The following is a 25,406-nucleotide window of genomic DNA, read 5'->3' as shown; positions in this document are numbered from 1 at the left end:
CGGCACGCCTGCACGCCGGCACGCGGACCATCCACCTCAGCAACGGTGTCGTCCACGGCGCCCGCCCCGGCTGGGCCGACCCGATGCCCCACGGCAGATACCGCCCACCTGCCCATCAGACCCCACCCCAACCCCAAACGCATCAGGAACAATCACGTCCGGCGCGACCATGTCCGAGGAGGACCACCTCCAGCTGCAGAGGTTCAGATCGAGCGCGCGAGCTTGTCGGCCTGCGCCAGGTGCTCCGCGCTCAGAGCCGACCAGCGCTCGAGATCGTCATCGCGCAGCACCGAACCGCCGAACACAACGAACTCACTCGACCGTGCTCGCTCTCCGATCCGGTCGGTGAGCATCGTGGTCTTCATCGCCTGGTAACAGCCCGACGACTCAAGCTCGGCGATCGTGTACCCCGCCGTACACAGCACCAACGCCTGCTCAGCAACCTGCACGACCGCCGGCTTACGCGCGAACCCCACCGTCCACACGCGATCGAACCAGCCCTTGAGCCGCGCAGGGCAATCGGCCCACCACACCGGATAGACGAACACCCACACGTCCGCGGCAACAAGCTTGGCCTGCTCACCGGCGACATCGTCGGGAACAGACGCATCGGGCCGCTGGCCGGACTCGCGCTCGTACTCCTCAAGACTCAGTTCCGACCGGAACTCCATCGCGTAGAGATCCGAGACCGTGTGCGTGTGGCCGGCGGCGTCCAGCCCGCCCACGAACGCGTCAAGAACCTCACGCGTGAAGCCCCGGTCACTGGGATGCGCATAGATGATGTGGACGTGGGTCACACAACCATTCTCGCGGGCCTGCTGGGTCAGCGTAGCCGTGCTGACCACGAGCGCACCGTTGGGCGCCGGGGTGAACTCACTTCACCTCGGCAGTCAGCCACCAAGTGGTTGCTCGGAATGGTTTGAAAGTCACCTGGGGTGGACAGCAGAGTTCATCTTCCGTCAGTTAATCGTTCAGATTAGGGTGCCTGCGATGCATTCCTGGTGTTTCAGACTCCATCCGCCCCACCGCCCGACAGGAGACTCGCATGCCAGACATTAATCGCCGAAGGTTCCTGCAGCTTGCCGGAGCGTCGGCCGCGCTTGCCGCGATGACGAACAGTATCGAGCAGGCCGCCGCGATCCCGGCCCATCGCCGCTTCGGCGACATCCAGGACGTCGAGCACATCGTCGTACTCATGCAGGAGAACCGGTCGTTCGACCACTACTTCGGCACCCTCAAGGGCGTCCGCGGGTTCGGTGATCCGCGGCCGGTGACGCTGCCCAGCGGTCAGCCGGTGTGGCACCAGAAGAATGCCCTCGGCAAGGAGATCCTGCCGTTCCGGCCGGAGGCGGACAACCTCGGTCTGCAGTTCATCCAGGACCTCGCGCACAGCTGGGGCGACGCGCACCAGGCGGTGAACGGCGGCAAGTACGACCAGTGGATCCCGGCGAAGACGTCGACCACGATGGCGTACCTGACCCGCGAGGACATCCCGTTCCACTACGCGCTCGCCGACAAATTCACGGTGTGCGACGCGTACCACTGCTCGTTCATGGGCTCCACCGACCCGAACCGGTACTACATGTGGACCGGCTATACGGGCAACGACGGCACCGGCGGTGGCCCGGTGCTCGGCAACGACGAGGCCGGGTACGGCTGGACGACGTACCCCGAGCGGCTCGAGCAGGCCGGGGTGTCGTGGAAGATCTACCAGGACATCGGCGACGGCCTCGACGGCGACCACGGCTGGGGCTGGATCGACGACGCGTACCGCGGTAACTACGGCGACAACTCGCTGCTCTACTTCAACACCTACCGGAACGCGCAGCCCGGGAATCCCTTGTACGACAAGGCGCGCACCGGCACGAACGCGAAGGCCGGCGAGAGCCTCTTCGCGCGACTCGCCGCCGACGTGAAGAACAACCAGCTTCCGAAGATCTCCTGGATCGCCGCGCCGGAGGCGTTCACCGAGCACCCGAACTGGCCGGCGAACTACGGCGCCTGGTACATCTCCCAGGTCCTCGACGCGCTCACCGCGAACCCCGAGGTGTGGAGCAAGACCGCACTGTTCATCACGTACGACGAGAACGACGGCTTCTTCGATCACGTCGTCCCGCCGTACCCGCCGATGGATGCGAACCAGGGCCTGTCGACCGTCGACGCCGGCCCTGATCTCTACACGGGCAACAAGGCGGCGCACGGCGCCTACGGTCTGGGGCAGCGCGTTCCGATGCTCGTGGTCTCGCCGTGGAGTACCGGCGGCTACACCTGCTCCGAGGTCTTCGACCACACGTCGATCATCCGCTTCATGGAGAGCCGGTTCGGCGTGCACGAGCCGAACATCTCGCCGTGGCGCCGGGCGATCTGCGGCGACCTCTCCTCCGCGTTCGACTTCGGTACGTCGGCCACGCAGCCCGCGAAGCTCCCGGACACCAGCGCCTACCAGCCGCCGGACAACAAGCGGCACCCGGACTACGTGCCGACGCCGCCCGCGGTCGGCAAGCTCCCGGCGCAGGAACCCGGCCGCCGCCGTACCCGGCCGTTGCCCTACGCGCCGGTCGTCGACGGCATCGTTGCCGACAGCAAGTACAAGCTGACGTTCAGCTCCGGGGCACACGCCGGCGCGCAGTTCCTGATCACGTCCGCGAACCGCACCGACGGCCCGTGGACCTACACCACCGAAGCCGGTAAGACCGTCGCCGACAGCTGGAACCCGGTCTACTCCGCCGGCGTCACCGACCTCACCGTGCACGGCCCGAACGGCTTCCTCCGCACCTTCAAGGGCAAGCCCGCCACCGGCCTGGAGATCACCGCCCGCGAGAACGCGACCACCGGCAACGTCGACCTCACCTTCACCTCCGACGCCGCCCGCCAGGTCACGATCACCAACGCGTACGGCGGTACGCCCAAGACCCTCGACGTCCGCAAGGGCACCACGACGTCGACCGTCACCACCACGAACCGCTGGTACGACGTCTCGATCACCACCGCCGCCGACTCGACGTACCTGCGCCGCTTCGCCGGCCACATCGAGAACGGCACCTCCGGGCTCAGCGACCCGGCGATCAAGACCGTCTAGGTCAAAACGGCCAACCCGGCCAGGCTCAGGTAGACGCCGCCCGTCGTCTGCCTGAGCCTGCGCCGGGCCCCTGGCGAGCGGTGGATGCGGTGCGCCAGGAACCCGGCGACCACGGCGTACGTCGCGTCGCACGCCGCCGCCAGCAGCACGAAGCAGCTGCCGAGGACGAGGATCTGCGTCGGTCCGGACCCCTCCGCCGGACGGACGAACTGCGGCAGGAACGCGAGGAAGAACAGCATGGTCTTCGGGTTCAGCAGGTCGACCAGGATGCCGTCGCGGACCATCCGCAGCGGGCTTCTCGGCACCGCTCGGTGCTTGGCACCGGCCTCCTTCGCGGGACGGAGTTCGCGCAGACCCATCACGAGCAGGTAGGCGGCCCCGGCGTACCTGATCACGCGGAACATGCCGGGTGCGGAGGCGAGGACCGCGCCGAGTCCAGCGGCGGCCGCGACGACGTGCAGCAGCGCTCCGAGCTCGAGGCCGACGACAGACGCCAGGCCCGCTGTTCGGCCGTGGCGCAGGCTGCACGCGACGACGTACGCGACCGACGGCCCGGGTACGACAAGCACCACCATGGCCGCCAGGCAAAAGGACAGGACTGTTGTCCCGCTCGGCATGATCCCCCCGATCATGGGCGTGCGTCGCCCGTTGCCAGTGACGGTACGAGGCGGCGCTGCCAGTTCGCTGTCAGTCCGGACGACCCGATCACTCGGTAAAGTGGGAAGTTCACATTTCTCGGGGGTGAGATGGGACATCTCGACATTCGGCTGCTCGGCCCGTTCGAGATCCGCCGCGACGGCCGGGCGATTCCGGTTCCGGGCCGTAAGGTGCGGGCCTTGCTGGCGATGCTTGCGGTGCACTGTGGGCGGACGGTGTCGTTCGACGGTCTGGGGCATGCGCTCTGGGCCGAGGACCCGCCGCAACGGCTGCGCGGGAGTCTGCAGACGTACGTCGGCCGGCTGCGACGCGTGGTCGGTGAGGAGGCGGTCGTCACCGAGCCGTCGGGGTACCGGCTCGCGCTGCCGGTCGAGTCGATCGACGTACTGCGCTTTCGGCGTTTCCTCGACGAGGGGTGTGTCGAGGAGGCGTTGGGGTTGTGGCGCGGTGACCCGTTCGGTGGGTTGTCGCCGTGGTTCGAGGAGCACGAGGTACCGGCCCTCGTCGAGCGTTTCCTCGGCGCCTGGGAGCAGCGGGTCGACGAGTCCACCGCCGATCACATCCCCGAACTGCAGGAGCTGATCGCCCGCTATCCGCTGCGCGAGTCGCTGTGGCTCCGGCTGCTCACGGCTCTCCGGGACTCGGGCCGGCGGGCCGAGGCGCTCGAACGCTACGAGAGCCTGCGCCGACGCCTGGCCGAAGACCTCGGCACGGATCCAGCCCCCGAACTACAGGCACTCCACCGCGACCTCCTCGCCACGCCGATGCCGTCCACTAACCGGCGGCCCGCGCCGGAGCTCACGCGGTTCTTCGGGCGGGCGGGCGAGCTGGACAGGGTCGGACAGATGCTGGCGGGCTCGCGGCTGGTGACTGTCGCAGGCCCGCCCGGGGCCGGGAAGACCCGGATCAGCAGGGAGTTCGCCGGACGCCAGACCTTGCCTGTCGTGGTGGCCGAGCTCGCGGCGGACGAGTCGGTCGACTGCGCTGTGGAAGGTGCGATGGCCGACGCCCTGGAGCTGGCGCCCGGGGTCGGGATCGACGCGGTCGGCGAGCTGCTGCTGGTGCTCGACAACTGCGAGCACATCGCGAGCGACGTCGCGCAGTACGTGGGTGAGGTTCTCCAGACCTGCCCCCAGGTACGGATCCTGGCGACCAGCCGGGTCCCGCTGGGTGCGTCCGGCGAGCACGTGTATCGGCTCCCGCCGCTCAAACAGCAGACCTCCGTGGAACTGTTCTCCGATCGCGCCCGACTCGTCACCGCAGACTTCGCGGCGGACGACGTCGTTCACAAGATCTGCCGACGGCTCGACGGGCTGCCGCTGGCCATCGAGCTGGCCGCGGCCTGGGTTCGCGTGCTGTCCACGCAGCAGGTGCTGGAACGGCTGACCCAGCTCCTGCACGAGAAGCACGGCCGGCCCGCGACCATGCGCGCCGCGATCGACTCCAGTTATTGCCTCCTGCAATCAACGCAACAACGCCTGTTCGGGCATCTCGCGGTCTTCACCGGCGGCTTCGACCTCGATGCCCTGGAGGCGATCACCGATCTCGGCGACGACCTGCTGACCGCTTTGACGGCTCTCGTCGACCACTCCCTCGTCCTGACCGAATCGCTGCCCGACGGCCGCGTCCGGTTCCGCCTCCTCGAACCGGTCCGCCAGTACGCCGTCATTGTCTTCGCCGACGACGCGGACAGCGAGGCGGTGAGCCGGCGCCACGCGCAGCACTACCTCGCCGTCGCCCGCCGCAACGACGCCCGCCTCCGCGGCCTCGAACGTGCCGCCGCACTCGTCGACCTGCAACGCGAGGAGGCCAACCTGCTCGCGGCGCTGGCCTGGGCCCGCCGCCAACCCACCGACTTGGCGCTGCGCCTGGCCACGACACTCGGCTACTACTCCGAGCACCGCGGCCAGGTGAACGAGGCCCGCGCGCGCATCGAGCAGTACCTCGACCACGCCCCGGCCGAACCCAAGATCCGCGCCGCCGCCCTCGCCAGAGTCGGACGTCTCGCCTGGCGCCAGCGCGACTACCCGGCCGCGCGCACCGCCTACCAGCAGAGCCTCGACCTGCGCCGCGCCTTCGGCGACCAGCACGGTACGGCGCGCAGCCTGCGCGACCTCGCCCTCGCAACGGCCTCCGGCGGCGACACGTCGCTCGCGGCCGAACTGTGCGAACAGAGCCTCGCGATGTTCATCCGGTCCGGCAACGAACGTGGTCGCGGCTGGGCGCTGACGGTTCTCGGCCTGATCCTGTTCGAGGACGGCCGCTGGGCGGAGGGCGAGGAGCACTACCGCGAAGCGCTGGAGATCAGCCTTGCCGGTGGCGGTGCCGCGATGACCGTGACCGCACGCCTCGGCATCGCGTTCTCCGCGGCGGTCGCCGGCGACGTGACGGTGCACCGGCACGAACTCGTCGCCGTCGCCGAGCAGATCCGCGCCGCCTCCGGTCTGATCGAGGATCCGGAGTGGTTGTGGGCCGGGATGAGCCTGGCCGCCAACGAGGGCCGCCCGCGTGCCGCGCTCCGGCTCGCCGGCGCGGCCACCGCCTTGAGCCGCGGGGGCGGCGGGATGTCGGGCACGATGACCACCTTCTGCGACGCGGCCGTGGAACGGATCCGCCGGAACATCGGCGTACGCCGGGCCGCGCGCCTGATGGCCGCGGGCCGGGAGCTCTCGCAGGACGAACTGCTCTTCGACGCGCTCGCCACGCCGACCGTCGACGACCGGCCGCTGAGCCGCCGCGAGCTCGAGGTCGCGGACCTGGCCGGTCAGGGCCTCAGCAACGACGACATCGCGAGATCCCTGACCATCTCTCGCCGTACCGTCGAAACGCATCTCGACCACGTCCGGCGGAAGCTCGACCTGACCAGCCGCTACGAGGTTGTCGCCTGGGCCTTGACCCGATCCGGATGATTCCGGATGCGCCTGGTCGCGGGATCACGCGACGCTGCTGGGATGAACTACCTCTTCGACACCGGCAGTGAACTCGGCCAGGACCATCTCGATCACCTCGGTGCGATCCTCGACGCCCCGACCCGCTGGGCCCTCGAACGGCGCCCCCTCTCCCCCACGGCCCGCTGCCTGGAGATCGGCGCCGGTTCCGGCGCGATCGCCAACTGGCTGGCCGCCCGCACCGCCGAGGTCGTTGCCGTCGACATCGACACCAGCCAGCTCACGGACATGGCACCGAACGTTGTCGTACGGCAGCACGACCTCCGCAACGGCCTCGGTGTGGACGGGACCTTCGACCTGATCCACGCGCGCCTGGTTCTCGTGCACCTCCCGGAACGCGAGCAGGTCTTCGCCGACCTCGTGAACGCGCTCGCGCCCGGGGGGCGAATCGTGATCGGTGACTTCACCGGCCGTCGGCTGCATCCGATCACCACGCCGAGCGCCGAGGACGAGGCACTCTGGGCGCGCATCCAGTACCTGTCGCACGAGGTCGTCAGCCCGGCCGGCGGCATCAGCTTCAGCTGGGCCGGCGGTACCGGGTCCCGCATGACCGCCGCCGGCCTGGTCGACGTGCACACCTTGGAGTACTCCGAGACGACGACGGGTGGCACCCACGGTTGCCTGCTGCATCGCAACCTCAACCAGCAGGTCGAACCGCAGCTGCTGGCCGTCGGTGCCACCCCGGAGGAACTCGTCCGCTACCGCGAGCTGATGACCGACCCGGCCTTCGGCGCGTGGTTCTACCAGTTCCTGTGTACGTCGGGACAGCGCCCCTAGATGATCGGGACCTCCGGCTGCGTCGTGTCCGCGGGCGTGTTGTCGTCGACCTGGTCGAGTTCGTCGACCGCGATCCGGCTGGTCCAGCGCTGGTCCGGGTCGGGTTGCGGGATCGAGTCGAGCAGCAGCTTCGTGTAGGCGTGCGACGGTTCGTGCATCACCGACGAGACCGGGCCGCGTTCGACGATCTGGCCCTTCGTGATCACCATGACCTCGCCGCCGAGGTAGTACACCGTCGACAGATCGTGGGTGATGAACAGCGTCGTCATCCCGTGCTCACGCTGGAAGTCCAGCAGGATGTCCAGGAAGTGCTTGCGCACCTGGGCGTCCAGCATCGACACCGGCTCGTCGGCGATGATGAACGACGGCTTCAGCATGTGCACCCGAGCGAGCATGATGCGCTGCCGCTGACCGCCGGACAACTGGTGCGGGTACCGTCCGAGGACGTTCTCGGGCTCCAGCCGGACCGCGCGCAACGACTCCTCGATCAGCGCCAGCCCCTTCTCCCTTGTGTCGGCCAGGTTGAACTTCTTCACCGCCTTCCAGAGCGCGCGATCCACCCGGTAGAACGGGTTGAAGATCGCGTACGGGTCCTGGAACACCGGTTGTACGTCGCGCCGGTACGCGTCGTACTCGGCCCGGCTCAGTTTGAAGATGTCCTTGCCGCCGTACAGCACCGTCCCGGCCGTGGGCTTCTGCAGGCCAAGCACGTTGCGGGCGATCGTGCTCTTCCCGCTGCCGCTCTGGCCGACCAGGCTGACGATCTGCGGCGGCGACGCGGCCAGGCTGAAGCTCACGTCGTCCACCGCCGTCACGTACCCGTCGGCCACCCCGCGGGCATGGAATCGTTGCTGTACGCCCCTGAGTTCGAGCTCCGACTTCATGACGCCCTCCGTCCGACCTGCGGGATCGAGTCGATCAGCTGCCGGGTGTACGGATCCTGCGGGTCCTTGAAGACCTGCCGTACGTCGCCCACCTCGACGAGCCGTCCCTCGTACATCACGGCGACCCGGTCGACCAGCTGCGCGTGCACGCCCATGTCGTGCGAGATCACCATCAGCGTCACGCCGAAGTCGGTCCGCAGGTCCGCCAGCGATTGCAGGATCACCCGCTGGATCGTCACGTCCAGTGCGGTGGTCGGCTCGTCCGCGATCACCAGGTCCGGTTCGAGCGCGACCGCGATCGCCATCAGCACGCGCTGTTTCATCCCGCCGGACAGCTCGTGCGGGTACATCCGCGCGACCCGCGGTTCCAGCCCGACCTGCCCGAGCAGCCGCGGGATCATCTCGCCGACGGACTCCTTGCGCTCCGGCGCGTGCTCGAGGATCACGTCCTTGAACTGGTCCTCGACGCGCATCACCGGGTTCAGCGAACTCATCGAGCCCTGCGGGAGGTACGAGAGCGCGCTCCAGCGCAGTACCCGCAGCTCCTCGCCGTTCACCTTGAGCAGGTCGACCGGCGAGCGGCCGGCCGGGTGGAACATCACCGAGCCACCGGTCACCTTGCCCGGCGGCTTCAGCAGCCGGAGCAGCGCGACCGCGAGGGTGCTCTTACCGCTGCCGGACTCGCCCGCGATCCCGAGGATCTCGCCGCGGTGCACGTCGAGGTCGATCCCGCGGACCGCCTTCACGTCACCACGGTTCGTCGAGTACGCGACCTCGAGCCCTTTGACCTCGAGAACGTTATTCACCGGCCACTCCCCTCAGCCGCGGGTTGTAGACCTCTTCCAACCCGATGTTCACCATGTTCAGCGCCGCGAACAGCAACGTCAGCAGGGCGATCGGTACGACGAACATCGGCCAGGCGCCGAGTGTCAGCGCACCGGTGCCGATCGCGTTGAAGATGATCTGCCCGAGGTCGATCACGCCACCCGGCCCGAGACCGATGATCTCCAGGCCGACCAGGCCGAAGATCGCGCCGAGTGCCGACGACGCGAACCCGACGCCGATGAACGGCAGCAGGTTCGGCAGCAGCTCGGTGACGATGATCTCCAGGTCACGGGCCTTGCTGACCCGCGCCAGATCGACGTACGGCCGGGTGCGCAGGCTCAGCACCTGGGAGCGGATCGTCTTCGCGGCGAACGGCCAGGAGAAGATCGAGATCATCAGGCCGACCTGGAACAGGCTGACGTTCTTCGCGTACGCCGACAGCGCGATCAGCAACGGGAACGTCGGGATCACCAGCAGGATGCCGGTGAACGTGGAGAGGATGTTGTCGATCCAGCCGCCCTTGTACCCGGCGACGAACGCGACGATCACACCGGCGACCGTCGAGATCACGCCGGCGATCGCACCGATCTGCAGCGAGACCGACAGCGCCTTCACCACCATCGCGAACACGTCCCGGCCGAACTGGTCGGTGCCGAGCAGATGTTTCGGTCCCGGCACCAGCCACTTGTCGTACGCCGCCAGCTCGATCGGGTCCTGGCCACCACCGATGGCCTTGGCGATCAGCGGACTGAGCAGCGCGAGCAGCACCAGCAGCCCGAGAATGGTCAGCCCGGTCGCGAGTCGCCGGCTGTTCCGGATCGTCCGCAGTACCGCGGTCATGAGTCTCATCGTCATCACTTCCAGTACTTGACCCGCGGGTCAAGCAGCGGGAGCAGGAGGTCGAGGAGCAGGACGGCGGTCAGCACCGAGAAGATCGCGATGTCGGTGACCCCGAGGATCGTGTTGAAGTCGAGCTGCTGGATCGCCGTGACCAGCGTGGTGCCGAGTCCGGGGTAGTTGAACAGCTGCTCGACCAGCACGTTGCCGTTGAAGATGAAGCCCAGCGAGATGCCGAACGCGGTGATCTGCGGGAGGTAGCAGTTCCGCAGCGCGTACCGGGTCAGGATCCGCCAGCTCTTCAGGCCCTTCGCCTCGGCGTACACCAGGTAGTCCTCGCCGAGAATCGGCACCATCAGCATCCGGGTGGACAGGATCCAGCTGAACGTCCCGATGATCACGATCGACAACCCCGGCAGCAACCCGTACTTCAGGACGCTGCCGATGAACGCCAGACTGATGCCGGGATTGATGTTGGAGTCGTACGCCGATCTCGCAGGCAACAGTCCCATCGTGTACGCGAAGACGTACACCAGGATCAGCGCGACGAAGAAGTACGGCACGTGCGACAGCGCGATCGACAGGTTGGTGGCGATCGCGGAACCCAGCTTGCCGCGCCGCCAGCCGGCGATCGCGCCGATCACCACACCGAGGATCCAGGCCATGACGGCGGAGATGCCGAGCAGACCGATTGTCCACGGCAACGACCGCAGGATCACCGTCTGCGCCGGGGTCGGGTAGTTGATCAGGCTCGGCCCGAGATCGCCGTGCAGGACCAGCTTCTCCATGTACTTGAAGTACTGGGTCAGCAGGTTCCCGTCGAGCCCGAACTCGTGCCGGTACCGGGCGATCAGTTCGGCACTGGCCTGCGCGTTGTAGACATAGTTCTGCTGCAGCGTCTGGATCAGCGTCTGGACCGGATCGCCGGGCATCATCCGGAAGAAGAAGAACGCGATCGTCAGTGCGCCCCACAGCTCCACCAGGTAGAGCCCGAATCTCCGGATGGCGTACGCCGCCAGCGGATGCCGCGACAGCCAGGCCCGCACCCCCGAAGCGGGTGCGGAGTCCTGGCTCTTGTCGGTGACTACCGCAGGCGGGGCTTCCGCCGTCACGCCGGTCCCTTCTGCCCGGTGGCACTGATCTTGCCGAGCACGAAGATGAAGTGCGGCCACCAGTTCAGCGGCACCTCGTACAGGTCGTCGTCGGTCGGCCAGTCCTTCCAGAACGCCGTGTTGAAGTACGACGGGTAGCCGGTCTGGATCGACGCGAGCAAGGGGATCTGCTGGAAGTAGATCTCCAGCGCCTTGTCGAGCAGCGGCTTGGCGTCCGGCGAATCCGGGTTGAGCACACCCAGCTGCTCGACGATCTTGTCGAACTCGGGGTTGCGGAACCGCATCTTGTTCTTACCGGCCGAGTTCTTGCCGACCGGCTGGTACTTGTCGCTGGTCCAGTCGGTGTACAGCTGCACCGGGTCGATCGCGAAGCCGGCCCAGTTGGAGTCGATGTCGTACTGGCCGCGCTGGAACTTGTCGTCGTGGACGCTCCCGGCGAGGCTGCGCACGGTGGACGGTACGCCGACCTTCGCGAGCTGGGTCTTCAGCAGGTTGGCGATCGCGTACTCCGGGCCGTCGACCGGCGAGACCGTGATGATCTCGAGGTTGATCTCCTTGCCCTTGTACGTCCGCTTGCCGGCCGCGTTCTTCGGCGCGATCTCGTCCAGCATCTGCGTCGCCTTGTCGGGGCTGAACTCGAACTTGTACTTGTTCGCGAGGTCGTCGTTCTTCCACTTGTCGTTGGTCGGGTAGTCCGCCCACGGGTACTGCGCGGGCGGCACCTTCACCGGCCAGATCGAGTTGCCGATCTTCTCCCGGTCGATGCAGTAGTTGATCGCCCAGCGCATCTTCGGTTCGGCCATCACACCGCGGCTCGGGTCGCAGTTCAGCCAGAACACGCGCGGGTTCGGGTCGTGGAACTGCGTGGTCACGAGGTTGGGGTAGCCGGTGTTCCGCAGCTGCTTGGCGTGCTGCTCGTCGACCGAGCCGACGTCGAACTCGGCCCGCTCGAAGGCCAGCGATGCCTGGTCGAGCTGCTTCGACGTGCTCTGGAAGACGACGTACTGCGGCTTGACGTCGAGCTTGTCCTTGTTCCAGTAGTTCGGGTCCTTCTCCCAGATGAACATCTTCTGGTTCCGGATCGCCTGCTTCAGCTTGTACGGACCGCTGCGGACCGGCGGGTTGTCCTTGTACTTCGTCGGGTCCTGCGACTTCCAGATGTGCTCCGGCATGATGTTGTTCGGAGCACCGGAGATCGCGGCGATGAAGTTGTAGTGGAAGCGCGGCGCCGGCTTCAGGAACGTGACCACCGCGGTCTGCGGGTCCGGAACGGCGACGGACTTGACGAACTCCTTCAGGTCACCGCCACCCCCGAAGAGGTCCGGGCGGTCCTTCAGCAGCATCACCGTGAACTTGAAGTCGTTCGCGCCCAGCGGCTGGCCGTCGTTCCAGTGCGCCTTCGGGTCGAACTTGAGGGTCAGCTCGGTGAAGGCGTCGTTGTACTTGTACTCCGTCGCCAGCCACGGCGTGAGCTTGCCGGTGGCGAAGCTGAGGAAGAACAGCGGTTCGGTGCTCAGCTCCACGCCGGCGCCGGACGGCGACCCGTTCGGGATCATCCCGTTGAAGCTGTCGAAGACCGTGTACTCGACCTGGCCGACGATCACGGTCTGGTCCCGGGGCACCGGGATGTTGGCCTTGCCGATCTGGATCGACTTGGTCGCGACCGGCTTGTTGTTGCCCGCCGGCTTGTCGGAGTACGACGAGCCGCCACCGGAGCAGGCCGACAGGAACGCCGTGGCCGCGACGGCCGCGCCTCCTCCGAGCATGTTTCGTCGACTCAACTGGTACCGAATGACATCCTCGACGTCTTCGAATTGTGGGCGCGGTGCTTCGTTCATGACGAATGTCACCTCCGTTTCCGTTGCGCGGGCGGGCTGATCACCGACCGAGAGGTGCCACGGACTATAAGTAGGCCTGACAACGTTGGCAAGAGTTCATTGCCACGTTGAAACTTCGAGGTCATATCCGCAGATCAGTCGATATACCAACCTTTGACAACGTTGGCTCGCTCTCCGTGACGCCGTACGCGGAAACGCTTCCAAGTACGGTCACGAAGCGTGTATCTTCGGGCCCCGCGGCCGGTTCCGGTCAGTCGTGGACGGCGTCGAGAAGAAGTTCCACACTGCGGTCCGGTTCGTTGAGAACCGCACGGATCACATGCCGCTGGTCCCACCGGCCGGCGGCCCAGGCGAGCGCCTTGGCGAGACCGTCGAAGGTCGCGGCGTGCGGCGTCCGGTCCGCATCCACCCACCAGTCGACCTCGACGCCGTCGACGGTCAGTTCCTCGTGCTCCCACCACACCGGAGGAACCTCCGGTACCAGTTCCCGGACGATCGCCGGTACGTCGGCCTCCGCGCCGGTCCCGTCAATCTTGCCCTCAGCAACTTCTTGGGCCAGCGGAACGTCGAACAGGTCGCTCAGCCCGTCCGCGGCGGCCCCGGACCCGACCACGAACCCACCGAGGTCGGTCCGCTGGATCCACATCGGCGCGTCGACGACGACCGCCCGGTCGACATCGGTCACCCGCGTGACGCCGTCGGTCCCGAGCACGCGGACCTGCGCGGGCGCGTCGCCGGGGAACAGCGCGAGGGTGCCGAGCCGGTTCCAGAGCCGCAGGATCGCGACCTCGTCGACCTCGCGCTCCGGATCGGACAACCGCTCGAGCACGAGACCGATGCCGTCGGCGTCCAGATCGCCGACCTCGCGGACCAGCCCGGCCGCCGTTCGGACCTCTGGATCGAGGCCGGCCGTCCATTCGGGTGCTTCGTCGAGGAAGCTCGCGAGCACCGGCTCGGCGTCCGGATCCGCCCGTCCGGCCAGCGGTTCGCCGTCGTCGAGTACGACGTGCTCCCGGATCCACCAGGCGGCGTACGACGGGACGCCGAGCGGCCGGTCGTCGGGCCCGACGACGCGGACCTGAGTGACCAGCGCGCGCCGCAGTTCGGGCGAAGAACCCAGTAATTCCAGGACTTTCGGCCAGCTGTCGTCGGTGATCCAGTCGAGGTCGCGGATGGCGAGCAGCTCGCCAACGGTCGCGCCGTACCGGGATCCGTCGGGCGCGACGTCGTACGCCCAGTCCTCGATCGCGTCGAGGTCCTGGAGGACTTCGGGGAGTTGGTCGAGGGCGACGTCGGACACGGTGATGATGCCGAGGGTCGCGAGGACGCCGACCGCCTCGAGCGCCGGTCGCCCGTAGCGGTCGAGGACGTCCGCGGCGACGGGTGCGACCTCGTCGGCGTCGAGGACGGCCTCGGCGTCGGAACCCTTGACCACCAAGGCGTTCGCGGGCACGAGGTCGCCGTTGGCGTCACGGAGTACGAGGTCGGAAAGCCACCACAGACCGTCGGCCTGGGAAGGGTCGGCGGCGACGAGACTGAGGACGGCGTGGGCGATCGCGTCCGGGTCGTCCGCGTCGGCGGAGTGCTCGACGGCGGTGCGGACGGCGCTGTCTTCGAGCAGCGATCGTGGAGTGGCGGGGATGGCGCCGAGTCGCTCCAGCGCGGGATCCACCGCGTCGGGGTGGACGACGCGTACGCCGTACTCGCCGAAGGCCGCGAGGGTGTCGACCGGGAGCTCTGGTCCGGGGAGCAGCACGCCGCGGGCGCCGCGGACCAATCTGCCGTCGGCGAGTGGGATCGGGAGGGTGCCGAGCGACTCTCTGATCAGTGGATCGGTCACCATCGTGGACAGTGACGCGTAGAGGGTGCGCCACCAGTCGGGCGACTCCTCTCCCCCGAGCTGATCCACGACCTCGGCCAGCTCAAGTCGTCGTACCCGCAGGGCATCCAGCGCGAGGCGGTCCTCGCGACGGGCTCGGATCAGACCCGGTACGAGCGGCGCGAGCACCGCGTTGAAGGCGTCGTCAGCGCCCTCTACGAGCACGGCGTCGCGCGGCCGCAAGGCGGTCCCGTCCTCGACCGCTCGCAGGAGCTGGATGTCCGGCAGTACTGCGAGAATCTCGTCGCGGAGCGCCCGGTCCAGCGCACCCGCCGCGAGACCGGTCGGGATCAGATGCAGCACGTCTTGCCCGTCGTCGGCGCGCTGGCGCAACAACTCGCCGTACGCCGTCGAGGCCTGCTGGACAAGGCGATCCGTCAACGGGCCTTTGGCGACGTGCCGTCGGGTGGAGTCGAGCGGGAAGGTTGCTAGAAGCAACGCACCGAGCGAGAGCGGCTCGTCCGTCGGGGTGGGCGCGTGCACAACGCCTGGCAGGTCTTCGGTTGCGGTGCGGGGCAGCGCCCAGACGACCGACCAGGTGGGGCGGGAGCGTTCTTCGGTCGGGCGATCCGCGAAGAGTTGTTCGCGTTCGGTGGAGTCGAACACGCCTTCGGCACGGTGGATGTGCCAGCGGGACTCGGCGTCCTCGAGGACTCGATGGGTCTCGTCGGTCTCGATCTCGATCCGGGCCAGACCGGGAAGGGCCAGCAGCAGCGCGTCGTCGGCCTCGGCGAGCAGGCGGCGTACGAGAGCGACCGCAGCCTCGTCGCGGAGCGGGAGCATGACGGCGGTTTCGTAGCCGGCGGGCGGTTCGCCATCGGCCTCGAACGGAAGGCGGAGGACGGGCACCTGACCGTCGCGGCGGCGAAGCTCGGTGTCCAGCGATCCCAGGTCGGCGATGGCCGCCGCGGTGTCGGCCTTGGAGAACCGCACGCCACCGGTGCGCGAGAGGATGACTGGCTCGTCCGTCACCGCGAGGACGGCGGAGAAGCCGACACCGAACCGGCCGACCTGGGTGTGCGGATCGTCGCGTTTCGCCGAGGCCCGCAGCGTCGCGAGGGACTGCACACCGTCGGCGTTCAACGCGGCGCCGGTGTTCGCGACGACGAGCGTGTCGCCGCGGAACTCGAACAGCACGCGTCCCGGCACGCCTGCCCGCGCCGCCGCGTCGGCCGCGTTCTGGGCTAGCTCGATCACGAGGCGGTCGACGTACCCACCGAGGGCCAGCTCCTCCTCGGCGTTCGCGTCCTCCCGGAACCGCACGGGTGCCGCCGCCCAACCAGCCAGAACCCGCTCGCGAATCCCCGTCGTACCGAACACGTCGTCAGTCACCGGGGCAGTATCTCGTACCGGATCTCCGGCTATCGTGGCCCGGTGATCGCTTCCGGCAGTCGGTATGTGGCGTTGGGCAGCTCGTTCGCGGCGGGACCGGGGATCAGCCCGATCGTGCATCCACCGGCCGGGAGGTCAGGCAGCAACTACGCGCACCTGGTCGCGGCCGAACTTAGCCTCGACCTCACCGATGTTACGTACTCCGGCGCCACCACCGCGCATGTGCTCGACACCCCGCAGGACGACGCGCCGCCACAACTCGACGCGCTCACCCCGGACACCGCGCTCGTCACGATCACCGTCGGCGGCAACGACCTCGAGTACGTCGGAACGTTCCTGCGCGGGAGTTTCCTCAACACGCTCGCCAAGCCCGCCACGATCTTCGGGCGCCGCGTCGCGAACCGGATCCGCGCGCGGGTCAGTTACCTCAAGGACGAGGCGTCGTACCAGACCGTCGCCGACTCGCTGACGACCGTCGTCGAGCGCGCTCGCGAGCGGTCGCCGGAGGCGCGGATCGTGCTCGTCGACTACCTCAGTCTCGTCGGACCGGCTACCCGGCCGCGGCTCGACGTACCGCTGAACGAGGAGCAGTTGCCGAGCATCGCGATGATGGCCGACGGGCTGGCGGGTGCGTTCGCGAAGGCGGCCGCGGCGAGCGGCGCCGAGCTGGTGGCGGCGTCGGCGGCTTCGCTGGACCATGCGATCGGGTCGGCCGAGCCGTGGACGACCGGGTTCACGATGCTGCCGCCGAATCTCGGTGGTTTCGTGCCGTACCACCCGAACGCGGCCGGCATGCGCGCTGTGGCCGACCTGGTCCTAGAGGTGCTCCGGACGTGACCGTCCGCGAGGCAACGCATGCCGACGTGGACGCGATCGTTGGCACGCTCTGCCGGGCGTTCGCCGACTACCCGATGACGCGCGCGTGTCTCGACCCTGACGGGTACGAGGACCGGCTGACGGCGTACCACCGCCTGTTCGTCACCGAGATCGGTCTCCCCCACGGGCGGATCTGGGTCACCGACGACGTCAGCGCGGTGTCGGTCTGGACGACGCCGACCACGTCCCGAGACGTCTTCGCGCCGCTCGCGGACACCTTCCGGGAGATCTCCGGCACCCGCGCCGCGATCACGGCGGAGTACGACCAGGCGGCCGCGATCTTCCGGCCGCAGACGCCGGTGTGGTTCCTCGGACTGGCCGCGGTGGATCCGTCGTACCAACGCCGAGGCCTCGGTCGAGCCGTCATCCAACCCGGCCTGACCGCCGCGGACGCCACCCACTCCGCAGCCTTCTGCGAAACTCAGGACCCCACCAACGTCACCTTCTACGAGTCCCTCGGCTTCACCGTCACCGCCGAACTAGAACTCCCCCACCACGGCCCCACCCACTACTCGCTGTACCGCGCAGCGCGTTAAGCCGGAGTGTGGACGTACGGCGTGGTCGTGGTTACCGCGAGGAAGCCGAGGCGCTGGAGGATCGGGGAGCTGTCGTCGGAGGCGTCGACGTGGAGGTACTTGTAGCCGAGCTCGACGGCGCGCGCCGCGCGGACCGCGACGAGAGCCTTGTAGATTCCTCGGCCGCGCCACTCCGCCAGCGTCGAGCCACCCCACAGACCGGTGAACTCGGTGCCGTTCTTGTAAACGGCCCACGCCGCGGACACCACCTGCCCGTCGACCTCCGCGACGAAGACGTCCGCGCCGCCCGCGTGCCGGCGTACCAGATCGTCGGTGAGCCAGGACCAGTCGTCGTTCCACACCGTCGACTCCATCGCGGCGATCCGCTCGAAGTCCGCGCGATCGTGCACCAGCCGGATCGTGACGCCGTCGACCGACTCGCGGCCACGCAGCCGCTCCACAATGTCGGCGCTCTCCGCGACCAGGACGGTCTCCTGCTCCTCGGGTACGAACCCCGCGGCGCGCAGCCGGTCTGGCAGGTCGGCGGGCTGGTCGTGCCCGCGCAGCTTCCACTCGACCGCCTGGCCCTTCGCCGCGAAGTAGTCGCGCTGGCGGGCGATCAGGGCGTCGACCTCGGCACTGTCGAGACCGTCGAGCGAGCGGTAGCTGACGAACCCACGGTTCGGGTACTCGACCCGCAGCACCGGGCCGTCCGTGCTGGTCGGCACGTCCGCGCTCTCGCTCGTCCCGCGCAACTGCTCGTCGTACACGGCCAGCAAGGCGGTCTTCAAGGTATCCGTCACGGGAGGACTCTGACACGACGCAGGTGCAGCGCCGTGATCAGGACCCGCCAGCTGCGGTGACCGCGGGCCGGCTTGGTGGGGCGGCTGCGGCCGGCGGGGTCGCTCAGGCCGTGTTGGTTGTCTCGGTTGTCGTTGGCGAAGTGACTGAGCGAGACCATCAGGTTCAGCGGTTCCATCCGTCTGTCCTCCAGGTTCAGCGTGCTTTCACCTGGACGTCGGAGCTGGACGGTCGTTCTTGACACGTCCCGCCTAGGAATCCTGTTCAGAGGCCGTGACGAGCCGCCGGAGCAGGTTGTCGAGGAGCGTCCGCTCGGCGGTGGGCAGGTGGTGGATGAGCTCCTCCTCGACCCGCTGGATGTCGCCGATGCCGCGCTCCCACAGCTCGTTCCCGGCGGGCGTCAGGGTCGCGACCACCTTGCGGCGGTCGTCGCGGTCGTGCGTGCGTTCGACGTACCCACGCCGCTCGAGCGCATCGAGCCGGTTGGTCATCGCGGCCGCGGACATGGTCAGTCGCTGCGCCAGCTGGCCGGGTGTCGCGCGGTACGGCGTACCGCCGCGGCGGAGCATGTGCAGCGTCTTGAACTCCCACAACTGCAGCCCGTACGCCGCGAGCACCGCCTCGCGCCGGCGCTCGAGATACCGGGTCAGCACCTGGAGGCGGACCGTGATGCCCTCGACGTCCCGATCCAGGTCGGCCAGCTGCCCGGCCCAGAGGTCGACGTGTTCGTCCACGAAATCCTTCACCCGACAAACTTTTCAGCGACTGAAGGTTAGTTGTCAAATATTTCGACGTCGAAATACCGTGCGGTCATGACTCAACTCGCAGCCACCGAGGTCGCCACCGCGGCCCTCCACCTGATGCGCGCCGGCCAGTGGGCCGCCGCGACCGACCTCCTCACCGCCGCCAGGACCGACGACTCCGCCGAGCGCGCAACCCTCGCGCTCGCACTCGCGGAGGTCACCGTCGACCACGACTTCGGCCGGCAGACCAACCACGCGTCCGCCGCGCTAGCTGCAGTCCTCGACGAGTCGTGGGACCTTGCACTTCTGAGATTGCGGAAGGACTACGCAACCGCTCTCTTCCAGTCAGGTGACCGAGACCTGCGCGACCGCGCGCAGGCCCTCATCGACGAGGCTCCCGACGACGCCCGACGCGGCGCGGCGAGCTTCTGGGCCGGCACGATCGCCGACAACGTGTACGAAGATCCCACGGAGGCCGTCAAGCTCTACACGGCCGCGCTATGGCTGGGTGACAAGTTGCTGACCGCCCAAGCGCTCCGCCATCTCGGCTACCACGCCCGCGCGGCCGGTGACCTCGCGCTCGCGCGGACCCAATGGGAGCGGTCGACCGAAATCCTGCAGGAAGCCGGACACCTCCGCCCCGCGCTCGCACAACAGACCATGCTCGCGACCCTGCTCCGCGATGAGGGCGACGTCGCCGGCTCCCGCGCTCTCGCGACCGAGGTCAACCGCTGGGCGCGTCAGTTGGACATCGCCTTCATCATCCAGGAGACGGCCGAACTCATGGCCTGAGCGGTACGCCGAACTCCGCGGGCACGCCAGCGCTGAACGCGACGTGATCCGGCGGCCGGTCAGGTGGAACGAGGCCAACCGACCGCAGCAACCCGTCAACGTCCAGCGAGGTGAGGTTCGCGCGGTGCAGGATCCACGGCGGGTGGCGATTCGGGAGGTACCACGTCCGGCCGCCGCGCTGGACATGCAGCCCCCAGCGCGCGGTCAGGAATTCCTCGAGCGGCCCAGTCGGCAACGGCTCCCCCATCTCCACGCCAACGAGAGCCTCAACGCCTGCTCCACGGAGGTTGGAGGTGTACATGTGGTGATTGCCGTGGCGTTCGTGGCACATCCGCGCCCACCGGTACGGCAGACCGAAGACACTCCGCGCCGCCGCCACCACGGCCAACCGGTTCGCGTCGAGGCTGAGGAAGACGACACCACGCCGGCCGGTCTCGTCGACGGAGTACAGCCGGATGTTCGTCTCCAAGAACGAGCCGAAGTACGGCGCGGCTGGGCCATGAGGCAATCCCGTGCCGACCATCCGGAACGGGACGACGCCGACGTACGTGCGTCCCTCGAGGATGTCCGGTCGGGTGCCAGGAGGGAAGAACCGCGCGACCTCCGACGGATCGACGGCCCAGTGCAGGAACGTCAGGTCCAGCCACTGCTGCCGCAGGATCCGCGGTCGCCGCAGCGCCGGCGCCTCCGGCCAGATCGCGTCCAAGATCAGTCGGCGGTCGGCCGAACCGCACACGTCGGCTTCCCGCCGTCGAGGTCACACACGATGTACGCCGTACCTGCGTCCGCCGCCGGCTTCCAAGGCATCACGGCATCGCCGGACAGCAACGCGTCGAGCGTCTGCAGCTCGGCATCCCGCTGCTCGGCGTGATGCCGGTACCCCGCCGCGCCGAGCGCCAGCGCGATCGCCATTCCGAGCAGATTCACCTCGGTGGGCGCCTCCGGAACCGTGGCGCCCTCCACCGTCTCCAGCCTGATCCCGTGCCCCGGGACCTCCGCGATGCGCGCGACGTACCGCTCAGCAGTCATGTTCCCGAGCGTAGCCCCAGGGCCCCCGAACCGGCAGAACCCTGGGGCGTGTGCTCGCTACCGAACGCCCAGCAAGTGCTCCATCGCGAGCTGGTCCAGCTTCTCGAAGCCGAGACCGCGCGCGGCCAGCGCATCCGGGTCGTACGTCGCGTTGCGCACGTCGTCGAGCGACTCCCCCGCGGCCAGCGTCGGCTCGGCCAGTTCCGCGACCCGCGCGACGGCCAGCGCTTCGGCGACCTCGGGGTCGGCCCGGAACGCCTGCACCTTGTCCCGCAGGATCAGGTAGTTCCGCATGCAGGCGCGGGCGGTCTCCCAGACACCGTCCTCGTCCTCGGTCCGCGGCGGCTTGTAGTCGAAGTGGACGTGCCCGTCGTACGCCGGGTAGTTCCCGGAGCCCTGCAGTACGTCGACAGTCCAGAACGCCTCGCGCAGGTTCCCGGCCCCGAACCGCAGGTCCTGGTCGAACCGCGGACCGTGCTGCCCGTTGAGGTCGATGTGGTAGAGCTTCCCGTGCCACAACGCCTGCGCGATCCCGTGCGCGTAGTTCAGGCTCGCCATCTGCTCGTGCCCGACCTCGGGGTTGATGCCGACCAGTTCCGGGTCCGCGAGATCGTTGATGAAGGCAATCGCATGCCCGATCGACGGCAGCAGGATGTCGCCCCGCGGCTCGTTCGGCTTCGGCTCGATCGCGAACCGGATGTCGTACCCCTGCTCGCGCACGTAGGCGCAGAGGATGTCCATCGACTCCTTGTACCGGTCCAGCGCCGCCCGCACGTCCTTCGACCCGCCGGACTCCGCGCCCTCACGCCCGCCCCACAGCACGTACGTCGTCGCGCCCAGCTCGGCCGCGAGATCGACGTTCCGCAAAACCTTCGCCAGCGCGTACCGGCGTACCTGACGGTCGTTCGCGGTCAGGCCGCCGTCCTTGAAGACCGGGTGCGCGAACAGGTTGGTCGTCATCATCTCGACGCCCATGCCGGTCTCGGCCAGTGCCTTCGTGAACCGCTCGAGGACCTGCCCGCGGGTGCTGTCGTCGGGGACCACGTCGTCGTCGTGGAAGGTGACCGCGGCGGCGCCGAGTTCGGCGAGCTTCTCGACCGCGTGCACCGGGTCCATCGCCGGGCGGACCGCCGTACCGAACACGTCGACGCCCTGCCAGCCGACCGTCCAGAGACCGAAGGAGAACTTGTCGTCCTTCGTCGGGGTGTAGTCGTTCATTCAGCAATCTCCTGCCATTGTCGGGATGCCGAGCTGGCCTCGACCGCGGCCAGCACGCGCTGAACCTGCAAGCCGTCGGCGAACGACGGTCGCGGCTCGGTACCTTCGGCGATCGCGGTGACCAGGTCGACGGCCTGGTGGGTGAACCCGTGCTCGTAGCCGAGCAGGTGCCCCGGCGGCCACCACGCGGCGACGTACGGGTGCACGGGTTCGGTGGCGAGGATGCGGCGGAAACCTGCCGTCCTCGAGTCCTCGGTGGCGTCGTAGAAGTGCAGGAGGTTCATGTCCTCGAAATCGAACGCCAGGCTGCCGAGGCTGCCGTTGATCTCGATCCGGATGCCGTTCTTCCGCCCGGTCGCGAACCTCGTGGCCTCGAAGACGCCCAGCGCACCGCTGCGGAAAGTCGCCAGGAACACCGCGGCATCGTCCACCGTCACCGGCCCGCGCTCGGTCCCCGCCGTCCCGGCGAGACCCGAGTGCTCGGCCGCAACCGGCCGCTCCTTCACGAACGTCTCCAGCCGGGCGCTGACCTCACCGATGGTGTCGCCGGTGATGTACTGCGTCATGTCGACGATGTGCGCGCCGATGTCACCGAGCGCGCCCGACCCCGCCTTGGTCTTGTCCAGCCGCCAGGACAACGGTGCCTCCGGGTCGGCGATCCAGTCCTGCAGGTACTGCGCCCGCACGTGCCGGATCGTCCCGAGCTTGCCGTCGGCAACGAGCTGCCGCGCCAGCGCGATCGCGGGAACACGACGGTAGGTGAAACCAACCATCGACCGGATCCCCTTGGCGCTGGCCGCTTCCGCCGCGGCCGTCATCGCCTCGGCCTCCTCGACGGTGTTGGCCAACGGCTTCTCGCACAGCACGTGCTTGCCGGCCTCCAGCGCCGCGATCGCGATCTCGGCGTGGCTGTCACCCGGCGTGCAGACGTCGACCAGCTGGACGTCGTCGCGCGTGAGCAGCTTGCGCCAGTCGGTCTCGGCCTCCTTCCAGCCGAGCTTGACCCGCGCCGCCTCGACGGCCTCGGCGTTGCGGCCGCACAGGACGTTCAGCTGCGGCTCGAGCGGCAGGTCGAAGAAGCGCGGCGCGCTCCGCCAGGCCTGCGAATGGGCCGCGCCCATGAACGCGTAGCCGATCAGGCCGATGCCCAGGTTCGTCATGACTCTCCTCTGCTCATCTCAGCTCTGGTAGATACGTCGGGTCAGCGAAAACCTGGTCGAGCGCGATCTGCGCGCCGCCGCGAACCGCTGCGGCGAAGCCGAGCTCCGAGCGGACCACTCGGCAGCCGCCGCCGTCCGGCGCGAGTACGCGCTCGCGCATCGCCTGTTCCAGCGGCGCTTGCAGCCACGGCCCGAGCACAGCGAAGTACCCGCCAAGCACGAGGACGTCCGGGTTCAGGATGTTCACCAGGGTCGCTCCCCCGATGCCCAGCCAGTTGCCGACGTCCTGCAGCGCGGCCAGCGTTCGCGCGTCGCCAGCCTCGGCCCGCCGGACAATCTCGGCCAGCCGGCGTTCCACGTCGAGCGCCGGATCCCGTGCCGGGTCGTCGCCATCCGTTGCCTTACGCAACAGGGCGGTCAGGCCGACGACGGTCTCCCAGCAGCCGGTCCGTCCGCAGCCGCAGGTCTGCCCGGGCGGCGCGACCGGCATGTGCCCGACCTCGCCGCTGTACCCGTGCCCGCCACGCAGCAGATGCCCACCGGACACCACGCCACCACCGACACCGACCGCACCGGTCAGCAACACGAGATCGTGCAGCGGCTCGTGTCCGGTCCGCCGAAGTTCGGCGTACGCCGCCAGCGTGGCCAGGTTCGCCTCGTTGTCCACGTGCAGTGGGTACGTCGGAGCGCCCAGCCGGCTCCGCATCTCCTGAGCGACGGCCAGCTCGCCCCACCCCAGGTTCGGCGCGAGCTTCAGTTCACCGGTCTCGACCTGAACCAGCCCCGGGAGGGCGAGCGTGACGCCGGCCAACTGTCCACCGCGAGCCTCGACCGCCGCCACGGCTTCCTCGACCAGGCCCGTGAGGCGATCGAGCGTCGTACCGGGATCGAGGTGGGCGACGTCGACGGGGACGCGCTTCTCGAGGACGACCTCGCCCGTCAGGTCGAGCGCGACGACGGCGAGGTACTCGACGTTGATCTCGGCGCCGATGCCGCAGACGCGAGTGCCGTCGAGTTCGACGAGCTGTCCGGGGCGTCCGAGCGCGCGGCTGGAGTCGGCGCTGCCTTCGCGCAGCAGGCCGCGTTCGACGAGCTCGGCGACGAGGCTGCTGACGGTCGCTTTGTTGAGCCCGGTGTCGTCGGCGATGCGAGCACGGGACCGCGGGCCGAGGTCGCGGACGTGCCTCAGGACGACGGACAGGTTGTTCCGCCGGAGCGAGACGTGATCGGCCGCAACGCCCCGGCCACCCGGGCGACGACCGTCGGTCAACGTCATCCGGCACCCTTCTCACGACTTAGTCTGTTGATCCAACAAACTAAGTTCGGGCACGCGAGACGTCAAGGCCCCGTCCAGTGGAGCGGGCTTAAAAGAGCTCCATGCTGTCGGAGGTCGCGGTGATCACCGGGTTGTCGAAGTACAGGCGACAGGCGATGGCGTGGCCGGAGCAGGTCAGCAGGGACGGGCCGGCCGCGTCGACGACCCGGTACGCGACCGGGTGCTCACAGCGCTCGACTTCACCCTCGTTCTCCAGGCCGCAGCCCAGCACGTGGCAGGTGACGGTGTCGCCGACGTTCATCAGCGTCAGGCCGTGCTCGGGGCAGACACCCCAGCCGACGCCGCAGGCCTGCTCCTCGTTCGCGGCCAGCCGGACGAGCTTGCCGGCGGTGACCTCCAGCTTGCTCGCCAGGTCGCGGAAGGTCGTCGCGGCCTGGTCGAGGTCGCGACGGAACCGCCGCAGCTCGACGGACTCGGGCATGTTCTGAGTCGCCGCCTGCAGATCCTCGGCGAGCGTCATCGCCGCCACCGCGATCTCGTCGACCCGGACCGGGGTGTTGAACTGGCGCAGCGCCGGACCGTGCTGGACCCGCGGCCGGTCGCGCACTTCCGACAACCACTCCGACTGCGGCACGTCGCGCTGCTGATCGGCCCGTAACTCGGCGATCTGCTGCCCGGACTGCCACTCGGATGGTGCTTCGAGGTCAGCGGATGGTTGCGGAGTGTGACCGTTGTTCCCGTTCGGGCGGTCGGCTCCGTTCCCCGGCATTCGTTTGTCCTGCGCGGTCCGCCCGTTCATACAGCCTCACTCGTCCGGTGCCTGGGCAC

Annotated in this window: 23 protein-coding genes; 6 read left to right on the top strand and 17 right to left on the bottom strand. The window is 68.5% G+C overall.

What is annotated here, in order from left to right:
* Positions 1–203 precede the first annotated feature (203 nt).
* Complete coding sequence (locus tag AC0662_RS03195; RefSeq protein WP_452198661.1) at positions 204–845, bottom strand: NAD(P)H-dependent oxidoreductase; 642 nt, start codon at positions 843–845, stop codon at positions 204–206.
* Positions 846–1,045: 200 nt separating this feature from the next.
* Here AC0662_RS03195 and AC0662_RS03190 point away from each other — a divergent pair, with 200 nt between their 5' ends.
* Positions 1,046–3,079 carry a phosphocholine-specific phospholipase C gene (locus AC0662_RS03190; RefSeq protein WP_478298156.1) on the top strand — a complete coding sequence of 678 codons (2,034 nt, stop codon included), beginning with the start codon at positions 1,046–1,048 and terminating at the stop codon, positions 3,077–3,079.
* Here the strand turns inward: AC0662_RS03190 and AC0662_RS03185 are convergent.
* Entirely contained in the window at positions 3,076–3,654 is a 579-nt protein-coding gene (locus AC0662_RS03185) for a LysE family translocator (RefSeq protein ID WP_478298154.1), read from the bottom strand. The two genes, AC0662_RS03190 and AC0662_RS03185, sit on opposite strands and share 4 nt — an antisense overlap.
* A gap of 171 nt (positions 3,655–3,825) precedes the next feature.
* On the opposite strand from AC0662_RS03185, the gene AC0662_RS03180 reads away from it, so the two are divergent.
* Entirely contained in the window at positions 3,826–6,645 is a 2,820-nt protein-coding gene (locus AC0662_RS03180) for a BTAD domain-containing putative transcriptional regulator (protein ID WP_478298152.1), read from the top strand.
* A gap of 42 nt (positions 6,646–6,687) precedes the next feature.
* Positions 6,688–7,461: a class I SAM-dependent methyltransferase gene (locus tag AC0662_RS03175; protein ID WP_452198654.1), complete on the top strand. Its 774-nt coding sequence runs from the start codon at positions 6,688–6,690 to the stop codon at positions 7,459–7,461.
* On the opposite strand, the gene AC0662_RS03170 is transcribed toward AC0662_RS03175, so the two are convergent.
* From AC0662_RS03170 to AC0662_RS03145, 6 genes are all read right to left on the bottom strand, one after another.
* A complete protein-coding gene (locus tag AC0662_RS03170) occupies positions 7,458–8,345 on the bottom strand; it encodes an ABC transporter ATP-binding protein (protein ID WP_452198652.1) in 888 nt (295 codons plus the stop codon). The genes AC0662_RS03175 and AC0662_RS03170 overlap by 4 nt on opposite strands.
* The gene (locus AC0662_RS03165) at positions 8,342–9,151 is read right to left on the bottom strand and encodes an ABC transporter ATP-binding protein (RefSeq protein WP_452198650.1); all 810 of its coding nucleotides are present in this window, start codon (positions 9,149–9,151) and stop codon (positions 8,342–8,344) included. Before AC0662_RS03165 ends, AC0662_RS03170 begins: the two co-directional genes overlap by 4 nt.
* Positions 9,144–10,019 (bottom strand): ABC transporter permease, encoded by an 876-nt coding sequence (locus AC0662_RS03160; RefSeq protein WP_452198649.1) that lies wholly within the window; start codon positions 10,017–10,019, stop codon positions 9,144–9,146. Before AC0662_RS03160 ends, AC0662_RS03165 begins: the two co-directional genes overlap by 8 nt.
* Before the next feature lie 5 nt (positions 10,020–10,024).
* Positions 10,025–11,119 carry an ABC transporter permease gene (locus AC0662_RS03155; protein WP_452198648.1) on the bottom strand — a complete coding sequence of 365 codons (1,095 nt, stop codon included), beginning with the start codon at positions 11,117–11,119 and terminating at the stop codon, positions 10,025–10,027.
* Entirely contained in the window at positions 11,116–12,957 is a 1,842-nt protein-coding gene (locus tag AC0662_RS03150) for an ABC transporter substrate-binding protein (RefSeq protein ID WP_452198646.1), read from the bottom strand. Before AC0662_RS03150 ends, AC0662_RS03155 begins: the two co-directional genes overlap by 4 nt.
* Positions 12,958–13,207: 250 nt before the next feature.
* The gene (locus tag AC0662_RS03145) at positions 13,208–16,168 is read right to left on the bottom strand and encodes a sacsin N-terminal ATP-binding-like domain-containing protein (protein ID WP_478298149.1); all 2,961 of its coding nucleotides are present in this window, start codon (positions 16,166–16,168) and stop codon (positions 13,208–13,210) included.
* 42 nt (positions 16,169–16,210) lie between these two features.
* Between AC0662_RS03145 and AC0662_RS03140 the strand changes: the two genes are divergently transcribed.
* Both AC0662_RS03140 and AC0662_RS03135 read left to right on the top strand, forming a co-directional pair.
* Positions 16,211–17,005, top strand: coding sequence for an SGNH/GDSL hydrolase family protein (locus tag AC0662_RS03140; protein WP_478298147.1), 795 nt, complete (start codon positions 16,211–16,213; stop codon positions 17,003–17,005).
* Complete coding sequence (locus tag AC0662_RS03135; protein ID WP_478298144.1) at positions 17,002–17,580, top strand: GNAT family N-acetyltransferase; 579 nt, start codon at positions 17,002–17,004, stop codon at positions 17,578–17,580. Before AC0662_RS03140 ends, AC0662_RS03135 begins: the two co-directional genes overlap by 4 nt.
* Here the strand turns inward: AC0662_RS03135 and AC0662_RS03130 are convergent.
* The 3 genes from AC0662_RS03130 to AC0662_RS03120 all read right to left on the bottom strand — a co-directional run bounded on the left by AC0662_RS03130 (position 17,577) and on the right by AC0662_RS03120 (position 19,106).
* Positions 17,577–18,362 carry a GNAT family N-acetyltransferase gene (locus tag AC0662_RS03130; RefSeq protein ID WP_452198639.1) on the bottom strand — a complete coding sequence of 262 codons (786 nt, stop codon included), beginning with the start codon at positions 18,360–18,362 and terminating at the stop codon, positions 17,577–17,579. The two genes, AC0662_RS03135 and AC0662_RS03130, sit on opposite strands and share 4 nt — an antisense overlap.
* Positions 18,359–18,538 (bottom strand): hypothetical protein, encoded by a 180-nt coding sequence (locus tag AC0662_RS03125; protein ID WP_478298142.1) that lies wholly within the window; start codon positions 18,536–18,538, stop codon positions 18,359–18,361. Before AC0662_RS03125 ends, AC0662_RS03130 begins: the two co-directional genes overlap by 4 nt.
* Before the next feature lie 73 nt (positions 18,539–18,611).
* Positions 18,612–19,106, bottom strand: a complete 495-nt coding sequence (locus tag AC0662_RS03120; protein ID WP_452198635.1) for a MarR family winged helix-turn-helix transcriptional regulator — start codon at positions 19,104–19,106, stop codon at positions 18,612–18,614.
* Between the two features lie 66 nt (positions 19,107–19,172).
* Between AC0662_RS03120 and AC0662_RS03115 the strand changes: the two genes are divergently transcribed.
* Positions 19,173–19,895, top strand: coding sequence for a hypothetical protein (locus AC0662_RS03115; RefSeq protein ID WP_478298140.1), 723 nt, complete (start codon positions 19,173–19,175; stop codon positions 19,893–19,895).
* Here the strand turns inward: AC0662_RS03115 and AC0662_RS03110 are convergent.
* The 6 genes from AC0662_RS03110 to AC0662_RS03085 all read right to left on the bottom strand — a co-directional run bounded on the left by AC0662_RS03110 (position 19,885) and on the right by AC0662_RS03085 (position 25,347).
* Positions 19,885–20,631, bottom strand: a complete 747-nt coding sequence (locus tag AC0662_RS03110; RefSeq protein WP_478298138.1) for a YqjF family protein — start codon at positions 20,629–20,631, stop codon at positions 19,885–19,887. The two genes, AC0662_RS03115 and AC0662_RS03110, sit on opposite strands and share 11 nt — an antisense overlap.
* Positions 20,604–20,924 carry a hypothetical protein gene (locus AC0662_RS03105; RefSeq protein WP_478298136.1) on the bottom strand — a complete coding sequence of 107 codons (321 nt, stop codon included), beginning with the start codon at positions 20,922–20,924 and terminating at the stop codon, positions 20,604–20,606. Before AC0662_RS03105 ends, AC0662_RS03110 begins: the two co-directional genes overlap by 28 nt.
* 57 nt (positions 20,925–20,981) lie before the next feature.
* Positions 20,982–22,142, bottom strand: a complete 1,161-nt coding sequence (gene xylA, locus AC0662_RS03100) for a xylose isomerase (protein ID WP_478298134.1) — start codon at positions 22,140–22,142, stop codon at positions 20,982–20,984.
* Positions 22,139–23,302: a Gfo/Idh/MocA family protein gene (locus tag AC0662_RS03095; RefSeq protein ID WP_452198626.1), complete on the bottom strand. Its 1,164-nt coding sequence runs from the start codon at positions 23,300–23,302 to the stop codon at positions 22,139–22,141. The genes xylA and AC0662_RS03095 overlap by 4 nt, the downstream gene beginning before the upstream one ends.
* A gap of 13 nt (positions 23,303–23,315) precedes the next feature.
* Complete coding sequence (locus AC0662_RS03090) at positions 23,316–24,578, bottom strand: ROK family transcriptional regulator (protein ID WP_478298132.1); 1,263 nt, start codon at positions 24,576–24,578, stop codon at positions 23,316–23,318.
* A gap of 88 nt (positions 24,579–24,666) precedes the next feature.
* On the bottom strand, positions 24,667–25,347 hold the full coding sequence (locus AC0662_RS03085) for a hypothetical protein (protein ID WP_452198622.1): 681 nt from the start codon (positions 25,345–25,347) through the stop codon (positions 24,667–24,669).
* Positions 25,348–25,406: the final 59 nt, after the last annotated feature.

This window comes from Kribbella sp. NPDC043289, from assembly GCF_056436705.1.
This window is presented reverse-complemented; position numbering and strand designations above follow the sequence as displayed.